The organism is Streptomyces sp. NPDC020299, assembly GCF_044387825.1.
Classification (GTDB): Bacteria; Actinomycetota; Actinomycetes; order Streptomycetales; family Streptomycetaceae; genus Streptomyces.
Genome location: NZ_JBIRWL010000003.1, coordinates 583,387 through 590,647, shown reverse-complemented (window position 1 = coordinate 590,647; position 7,261 = coordinate 583,387). Strand labels below are relative to the sequence as shown.

Annotated in this window: 8 protein-coding genes; 3 read left to right on the top strand and 5 right to left on the bottom strand. The window is 72.1% G+C overall.

Features of this window, described 5'->3' with window-relative positions; genetic code table 11:
• The first annotated feature begins 400 nt into the window (after window positions 1-400).
• Complete coding sequence (locus ACH45E_RS10700) at window positions 401-580, top strand: hypothetical protein (protein WP_361446172.1); 180 nt, start codon at window positions 401-403, stop codon at window positions 578-580.
• Window positions 581-593: 13 nt separating this feature from the next.
• Here ACH45E_RS10700 and ACH45E_RS10695 read toward each other — a convergent pair whose 3' ends face one another.
• From ACH45E_RS10695 to nth, 3 genes are all read right to left on the bottom strand, one after another.
• Entirely contained in the window at window positions 594-1,793 is a 1,200-nt protein-coding gene (locus ACH45E_RS10695) for a MarP family serine protease (protein WP_361446174.1), read from the bottom strand.
• Window positions 1,794-1,889: 96 nt separating this feature from the next.
• On the bottom strand, window positions 1,890-2,603 hold the full coding sequence (locus ACH45E_RS10690; protein WP_361446176.1) for a CoA pyrophosphatase: 714 nt from the start codon (window positions 2,601-2,603) through the stop codon (window positions 1,890-1,892).
• 52 nt (window positions 2,604-2,655) lie between these two features.
• Window positions 2,656-3,492 (bottom strand): endonuclease III, encoded by an 837-nt coding sequence (gene nth / locus ACH45E_RS10685; protein ID WP_361446178.1) that lies wholly within the window; start codon window positions 3,490-3,492, stop codon window positions 2,656-2,658.
• 276 nt (window positions 3,493-3,768) lie between these two features.
• Between nth and ACH45E_RS10680 the strand changes: the two genes are divergently transcribed.
• The gene (locus ACH45E_RS10680) at window positions 3,769-4,443 is read left to right on the top strand and encodes a Crp/Fnr family transcriptional regulator (protein ID WP_030734182.1); all 675 of its coding nucleotides are present in this window, start codon (window positions 3,769-3,771) and stop codon (window positions 4,441-4,443) included.
• A 94-nt stretch (window positions 4,444-4,537) separates the two neighbouring features.
• Window positions 4,538-5,368: a nucleotidyltransferase domain-containing protein gene (locus ACH45E_RS10675; RefSeq protein WP_361446180.1), complete on the top strand. Its 831-nt coding sequence runs from the start codon at window positions 4,538-4,540 to the stop codon at window positions 5,366-5,368.
• A gap of 23 nt (window positions 5,369-5,391) precedes the next feature.
• Here the strand turns inward: ACH45E_RS10675 and ACH45E_RS10670 are convergent, their stop codons facing one another.
• Window positions 5,392-6,222: an MBL fold metallo-hydrolase gene (locus tag ACH45E_RS10670; RefSeq protein ID WP_361446182.1), complete on the bottom strand. Its 831-nt coding sequence runs from the start codon at window positions 6,220-6,222 to the stop codon at window positions 5,392-5,394.
• A gap of 73 nt (window positions 6,223-6,295) precedes the next feature.
• Window positions 6,296-7,195 (bottom strand): NUDIX hydrolase, encoded by a 900-nt coding sequence (locus tag ACH45E_RS10665; RefSeq protein ID WP_361446184.1) that lies wholly within the window; start codon window positions 7,193-7,195, stop codon window positions 6,296-6,298.
• Window positions 7,196-7,261: the final 66 nt, after the last annotated feature.

The following is a 7,261-nucleotide window of genomic DNA, read 5'->3' as shown; positions in this document are numbered from 1 at the left end:
TGTCCGCACGAGGAGGACCCGGTGGCCTTCTCCTCGGAACTCATCAACTGGCTGCAGGACCCGGAGCCCGACCGCTGACGCGCATGGGCCGGCCCGGCCTCTGCTGGGGGTCCGGGGGTTATCCCCCGGGACAGCACAGTCCGCACGAGGAGGACCCGGTGGCCTTCTCCTCGGAACTCATCAACTGGCTGCAGGACCCGGAGCCCGACCGCTGACGCGCGTGGGCCCCGGATCCGGCCCGGTCGGCCGAAAAGTCCTGGGCCGGATCGGTGACCGGGCCAATGCGCCCGGTATCCGAACCTGAACACCTGTTCCACGAACGGCCACATGCCCAGCGCATAGGCCAATTGAGGGGCTCCGGCGCGGTTATCGACCTTGGGGCGGGGGCAGACGTCCGGGTATGGGCTGGACGCACGACTACAGTGACGCACCCCGCAACCGACGCTCGGCCACCGGCCTGAGCGCGCACCGGGGAGGCGCTCCGCAGATGCAGGGCACGGACCTCCGGGTGGGAATCCCCCGCATCCTGCGCCGCCGGGCCCGCTGGGTCTCGGTACGCCTGCGTCACCCCCGCGGCTGAGCCCGGCTGGGGCCTAGAGAGCGCAGCTGTCGGTGCCCACCTGCTGGTTCGCGGTACGCCCCTGGTCGATGTCCGGCCGGATCTCGTCCGCGGTGAGCGCGTAGCCGGTCTCGGCGTCGTCGAGGGACTTCGCGAAGACCACGCCGTACACCTTGCCCTCGGGCGTGAGCAGCGGGCCGCCGGAGTTGCCCTGGCGGACGGTCGCGTAGAGCGAGTAGACGTCACGGCGGACGGTGCCGCGGTGGTAGATGTCCGGGCCGTTGGCCTTGATGCGCCCGCGTACGCGCGCGGCGCGGACGTCGTACGCCCCGTTCTGCGGGAAGCCCGCGACGATCGCGCCGTCGTCGCTCGCCGCGTCCTTCGCGGAGAAGCTGAGGGGGCGTGCCTTCAGGTCCGGGACGTCGAGGACGGCGATGTCGCGGTGCCAGTCGTAGAGGACGACCTTCGCGTCGTACTTGCGGCCCTGTCCGCCTATCTGCACGGTCGGCTCGTCGACGCCGCCGACCACGTGCGCGTTGGTCATCACGCGGCGGTCGGCGAACACGAAGCCGCTGCCTTCGAGGACCTTGCCGCAGCTCTGGGCGGTGCCCATGACCTTGACGACGGACCGCTGGGCGTGCGCGGCGACCGCGCTGCCCGCCAGGGCCGGGTCGGGGGGCTGTACGTCGGTGATCGGCTCGTTGGCGAAGGGGCTGAAGACCTGCGGGAAACCGTTCTGTGCGAGGACCGAGGAGAAGTCCGCGAACCAGGTGTCGGCCTGGGCGGGCAGCGCCTGGGAGACGCCGAGGAGCACCTTGGAGTTGCGGACCTCCTTGCCCAGCGTCGGCAGCGTGGTGCCCGCGAGGGCGGAACCGATCAGCCACGCCACGAGGAGCATCGCGACCACGTTGACCAGGGCCCCGCCGGTGGCGTCCAGGGCGCGGGCGGGGGACCAGGTGATGTACCGGCGCAGTTTGTTGCCGAGGTGGGTGGTCAGGGCCTGGCCGATGGAGGCGCAGACGATCACGACCACCACGGCGACGACGGCGGCGGTCGTGCTGACCTCCGCGTTGTCGGTCAGGGCGTCCCAGACGACCGGCAGCAGGTAGACGGCGACGAGGCCGCCCCCGAGAAAGCCGATCACCGACAGGATGCCGACGACGAAGCCCTGGCGGTAGCCGACGATCGCGAACCACACGGCGGCGACCAGCAACAGGATGTCCAGCACGTTCACCGTTTCAGGCCTCGACTCTTCAAACTCCGGTCCCACGAGCACGGCCGGGGGTCCGGGGGTTGTCCCCCGGGTAGACACAGCACGGGGATCACCCTGTCATGACCGCCAGTCGAGCGGGACCTGCTTCTCCCGGTCCCACGGGCGCTCCCAGCCCGCGTAGTGCAGCAGCCGGTCGATGATCCCGGCCGTGAATCCCCACACGAGTGCCGATTCGACCAGAAATGCCGGACCTCGGTGACCACTGGGGTGAACGGCTGTGGCGCGGTTGGCGGGGTCCGTGAGATCCGCCACGGGAACCGTGAAGACACGGGCGGTCTCGTTCGGGTCGACGACACCCACCGGGCTGGGCTTACGCCACCAGCCGAGCACCGGGGTGACGACGAAGCCGCTGACCGGGATGTACAGCTTGGGCAGCACGCCGAAGAGCTGCACCCCCGACGGGTCGAGGCCGGTCTCCTCCTCGGCCTCGCGGAGCGCGGCCCGCAGCGGCCCGTCGCCCTTCGGGTCGCCGTCCTCGGGGTCGAGGGCGCCGCCGGGGAAGGAGGGCTGCCCGGCGTGGGAGCGGAGCGAGCTCGCGCGCTCCATCAGCAGCAGCTCGGGACCGCGCTCGCCATTGCCGCTACTGCCGCCGTCGCCGAACAGGATCAGCACCGCGGACTGGCGGCCCGCGCCGTCCTCGGGCGGCAGGAAGCGGCTGAGCTGTATCGGCTTGACCGTCTCCGCGGCCCGCACCACCGGGTCCAGCCAGGCCGGCAGGTCCACCTTGCTGAGCGTCACCGCGCCGCCCTGGGTATTGCTCGCGTGCGTCATCGCCACCCCCGTTCTGCCGTCTTCAACGCCCGGGTGCCTCGAGATCGTTCCGTCATACGGCCCCCAGCGGCGGCGCCGGGCGGCCGCCCGCGTCGAGGTAGGCCTGCGGGGGCTTCAGGCGCTGGCCGGGGAAGCCGCCCTTCTCGTACTTCAGGAGCTTCTTGGCCTTCTCGGGGTCGGTCTCGCCCTCGCCGTACGCCGGGCAGAGCGGGGCGATGGGGCAGGCGCCGCAGGCGGGCTTGCGGGCGTGGCAGATGCGGCGGCCGTGCCAGATCACGTGGTGCGAGAGGTCCGTCCAGTCGCTCTTGGGGAAGAGCGCGCCGACCGCGGCCTCGATCTTGTCGGGGTCGCTCGCCTCGGTCCACTTCCAGCGCCGCACCAGCCGCTGGAAGTGCGTGTCCACGGTGATGCCGGGCCGCCCGAAGGCGTTGCCGAGGACGACGAAGGCGGTCTTGCGGCCGACGCCGGGCAGCTTGACCAGGTCTTCCAGCTTTCCGGGGACCTCGCCGCCGAACTGCTCGGCGAGGGCCTTCGACAGCCCTATGACCGACCTGGTCTTGGCCCGGAAGAAACCGCAGGGGCGGAGGATCTCCTCGACCTCCTCCGGGTTCGCGCCGGCCAGGTCCTCGGGAGTGGGGTACTTGGCGAAGAGCGCGGGCGTGGTCTGGTTGACCCGCAGGTCGGTGGTCTGGGCGGACAGGACCGTGGCGACCACGAGCTGGAAGGGGTTCTCGAAGTCGAGCTCCGGATGGGCGTACGGGTAGACCCCGGCGAGCTCGCGGTTGATGCGCCGGGCCCTGCGGACGAGCGCGGTACGCGATTCACTCGCGGGTACCTTTTTAGATGCTTTGACTGTTTTATTACCGCGGCCGGGATCCTGTTCGCCCACAGCGGAATCGCGACGTACAACCACCCGTCCAGCCCCCTTGGCCTGTGCTCTCACCGGCGATTTGGACACCCGGCCAGCCTAAAGCCCGGCACCGACATCCGCCCCGGACCCGGAAGATCAGCCCCCGATTGGACCCCACCCGCTTACCTCGGGACACCTGTGCGGCATCCTTGTGACAGATCACACTGTTTGGATCGTCCGGCAAAATGGGGAACACGGTCCCCTGGCACATGGGGGAGCAAGATCCCCTGAGCAGGTCGACAAGGGAGATAACTCGTGGACGACGTTCTGCGGCGCAACCCGCTCTTCGCGGCGCTCGACGACGAGCAGGCCGCGGAGCTCCGCGCCTCCATGAGTGAGGTGACCCTCGCGCGCGGTGACTCGCTGTTCCACGAGGGCGACCCCGGTGACCGGCTGTACGTCGTCACCGAGGGCAAGGTCAAGCTCCACCGGACCTCCCCCGACGGCCGCGAGAACATGCTGGCGGTCGTCGGTCCCGGCGAGCTCATCGGCGAGCTGTCGCTGTTCGACCCGGGCCCGCGCACGGCGACCGCGACCGCGCTGACCGAGGTCAAGCTGCTGGGTCTGGGCCACGGCGACCTCCAGCCCTGGCTGAACGTGCGTCCCGAGGTGGCCGGCGCCCTGCTGCGTGCCGTCGCGCGCCGCCTGCGCAAGACCAACGACGCGATGTCCGACCTGGTCTTCTCCGATGTCCCCGGGCGCGTCGCCCGCGCCCTGCTGGACCTCTCCCGCCGCTTCGGCGTGCAGTCGGAGGAGGGCATCCACGTCGTCCACGACCTCACGCAGGAGGAGCTGGCCCAGCTCGTCGGCGCCTCGCGCGAGACCGTGAACAAGGCGCTGGCGGACTTCGCCCAGCGGGGCTGGCTGCGCCTGGAGGCGCGTGCGGTGATCCTGCTCGACGTGGAGCGGCTCGCGAAGCGCTCGCGGTAGCCGCCGGGCGCGTCCCGGCCCGCGCGGACGGGTACTTCCCGGCCCGCATGGAAAACGGGCTGCCCGGCGCGCATCCGCCGGGCACAGTGGGCGCATGTCCGGAACTGTTCCCCCGAAGGGTCTCGACGACCGGGGCTACATCGCGCGCGAGGGTTCCCTCGAACACGTCCCGCAAGCATTCCGCCCCGTAGTGGCAGCCGCCCGCGAGCGGCTCCCGGACGCGTTCGGGACCCGCCTGCACAGCGCGTACCTCTACGGGTCGATCCCGCGCGGCACCGCGCGCGTGGGGCGCAGCGATCTCGACCTGCTGGTCGCCCTGCGCGAGGAGCCGGCCGACGCGGACCGGCAGGCGGCACGCGCACTCGGGGAGACGCTCGACGAGGAGTTCCCGCAGATCGACGGCGCCGGGACGCTGCTGTACGGCCGGGCCCGGCTGCTCAGCGAGCTGGAGCGGTACGACATGGGGTGGTTCGTCGCCTGCCTGTGCACCCCGCTGCTCGGCGACGACCTCGCCGAGCACCTGCCCCGCTACCGGCCCGACGCGCTGCTGGCCCGCGAGACCAACGGCGACCTGGCCCGGCTGCTGCCGCGCTGGCGCGGGCGGATCGCGGGCGCGGCCGACAGCGAGGAGGCCCGGCGGCCCCTGGTGCGCTTCATGTCCCGGCATCTCGTCCGCACCGGCTTCACCCTGGTGATGCCCCGCTGGAACGGCTGGACCAGCGATCTGCGCGAGATGGCCGAGGTGTTCGGCGCGTACTACCCGGGGCGCGCCGGACAGCTGCGCGCGGCGGCGGAGTACGGCTACGAGCCGGTCGGCGACCCGGACGTCCTGCGGTCGTACGTCGACGACCTGGGGCCCTGGCTGGCCGAGGAGTACGCGCGCGTGCACGGGGTGAAGGCCCCGCGCCCCGAGGACGGGCCCTAGAGGACACTCCTTGGCGGACGGCCCTAGATGAGCCCGTGCTCGCTCAGGTAGTCCAGCTGGGCCCGCACGGACAGCTCCGCCGCCGGCCACAGGGTGCGGTCCACGTCGGCGTAGACGTGGGCGACGACCTGGCCGGGGGTGCTGTAGCCGTCCTCGACGGCCGTCTCCACCTGGGCGAGGCGGTGGGCGCGGTGGGCGAGGTAGAACTCCACGGCGCCCTGGGCGTCCTCCAGGACCGGTCCGTGGCCCGGCAGGACCGTGTGGACGCCGTCGTCGACCGTCAGGGACCTCAGGCGCCGCAGCGAGTCCAGATAGTCGCCCAGACGGCCGTCGGGATGCGCCACGACGGTCGTGCCGCGTCCGAGGATGGTGTCGCCGGTGAGGACGGCACGGTCGGCCGGGAGGTGGAAGCACAGGGAGTCCGCGGTGTGCCCCGGGGTCGGTACGACCCTCAGCTCGAGGTCGCCGACCGTGATCACGTCACCGGCGGCCAGGCCCTCGTCGCCGAGCCGCAGCGCCGGGTCCAGGGCACGCACGCGCGTGTTGGTGAGTTCGGCGAAGCGCCCCGCGCCCTCGGCGTGGTCCGGGTGGCCGTGGGTGAGCAGGGTGAGGGCGACGCGTTTGCCGGCCTTCTCGGCCGCGTCGACGACCGCCCGCAGGTGTCCGTCGTCCAGGGGGCCCGGGTCGACGACCGCGGCCAGCTCGGAGCCGGGCTCGGAGACGATCCAGGTGTTCGTCCCGTCCAGCGTCATCGCGGAGGCATTGGGCGCCAGCACATTGACCGCACGCTCCGTGGCGGGCCCGTCCAGAACTCCGCCACGGGGCTGGCCGGGCAGGGCTGCTGCGTCGGTCATTCAAAAGCTCCTTCCGCGAGACTCACCCGAGGTACCGAGTCCCGGCACCGGCCCGGCAGGGCTGCCGCGTCCGTCATGCCGGGCCTCCACCAGGTGTCGGGAGTGTCGGGGGTGTCGGGATGTGCTTCGTGAACTCGTCGTGGCCGGGCCAGGACAGGACGATCTCGTCGGCCACCAGGCGGGCCTGGGCCAGGACGGGGGTCAGGTCGCGTGCGGGGGCGGCGGCGAGGGCCGCGGTGGCGGTGTCGTACGGGGACAGCTCGCGCAGGGTGGCGATGGTGGGCGGCATCATCAGCAGCTCGCCCTTGTCGTACCGGGCCGCCGCGTCCTGCGGCCGGATCCACACCGTGCGGTCGGCCTCCGTGGAGGCGTTGCGGGTGCGCTGGCCCTCGGGGAGGGCTGCCACGAAGAACCAGGTGTCGTAGCGGCGGGCCTCGAACTCGGGGGTGATCCAGCGGGCCCAGGCGCCCAGCAGGTCGGAGCGCAGCACCAGGCCGCGGCGGTCCAGGAACTCCGCGAAGGACAGCTCCCGGGCGACCAGCGCGGCGCGGTCGGTCTCCCAGTCGGCGCCGGTGGTGTCGCCGACCACGGAGCCGGGCGTAGGACCGGCGAGCAGGACGCCCGCCTCCTCGTACGTCTCCCGGACGGCCGCGCAGACGATCGCCTGGGCACCGCTCTCGTCGACGCCCAGCCGGTCGGCCCACCACGCGCGCGTGGGGCCCGACCAGCGGATGTCGCGGTCGTCGTCCCGCGGGTCGACACCGCCGCCGGGATACGCGTACGCGCCTCCGGCGAAGGCCATGGAGGCGCGTCTGCGCAGCATGTGGACGATCGGCCCGGTACCGGCGTCCTTGGTGTCCTGGAGGAGCATCACCGTGGCCGCGCGCCGGGGAAGCACCGGCGTGAGCGTGCCCTCCGCATGCGCACGGATGCGTTCGGGCCACTCCGGGGGATACCACTGCCCATTCGCCATGGCCGGAGGCTATCCCGTGGTGCGCGAATGTTCGAGAGGCGCCCGGGACCAGGGCACATCCCGGAG

Bases quoted from the DNA above. Each gene is read 5' to 3' on its own strand.
- ACH45E_RS10675 (WP_361446180.1), top strand. From the start codon at position 4,538: ATGTCCGGAACTGTTCCCCCGAAGGGTCTCGACGACCGGGGCTACATC.
- ACH45E_RS10670 (WP_361446182.1), bottom strand. From the start codon at position 6,222: ATGACCGACGCAGCAGCCCTGCCCGGCCAGCCCCGTGGCGGAGTTCTG.
- ACH45E_RS10665 (WP_361446184.1), bottom strand. From the start codon at position 7,195: ATGGCGAATGGGCAGTGGTATCCCCCGGAGTGGCCCGAACGCATCCGT.
- ACH45E_RS10700 (WP_361446172.1), top strand. From the start codon at position 401: ATGGGCTGGACGCACGACTACAGTGACGCACCCCGCAACCGACGCTCG.
- ACH45E_RS10690 (WP_361446176.1), bottom strand. From the start codon at position 2,603: ATGACGCACGCGAGCAATACCCAGGGCGGCGCGGTGACGCTCAGCAAG.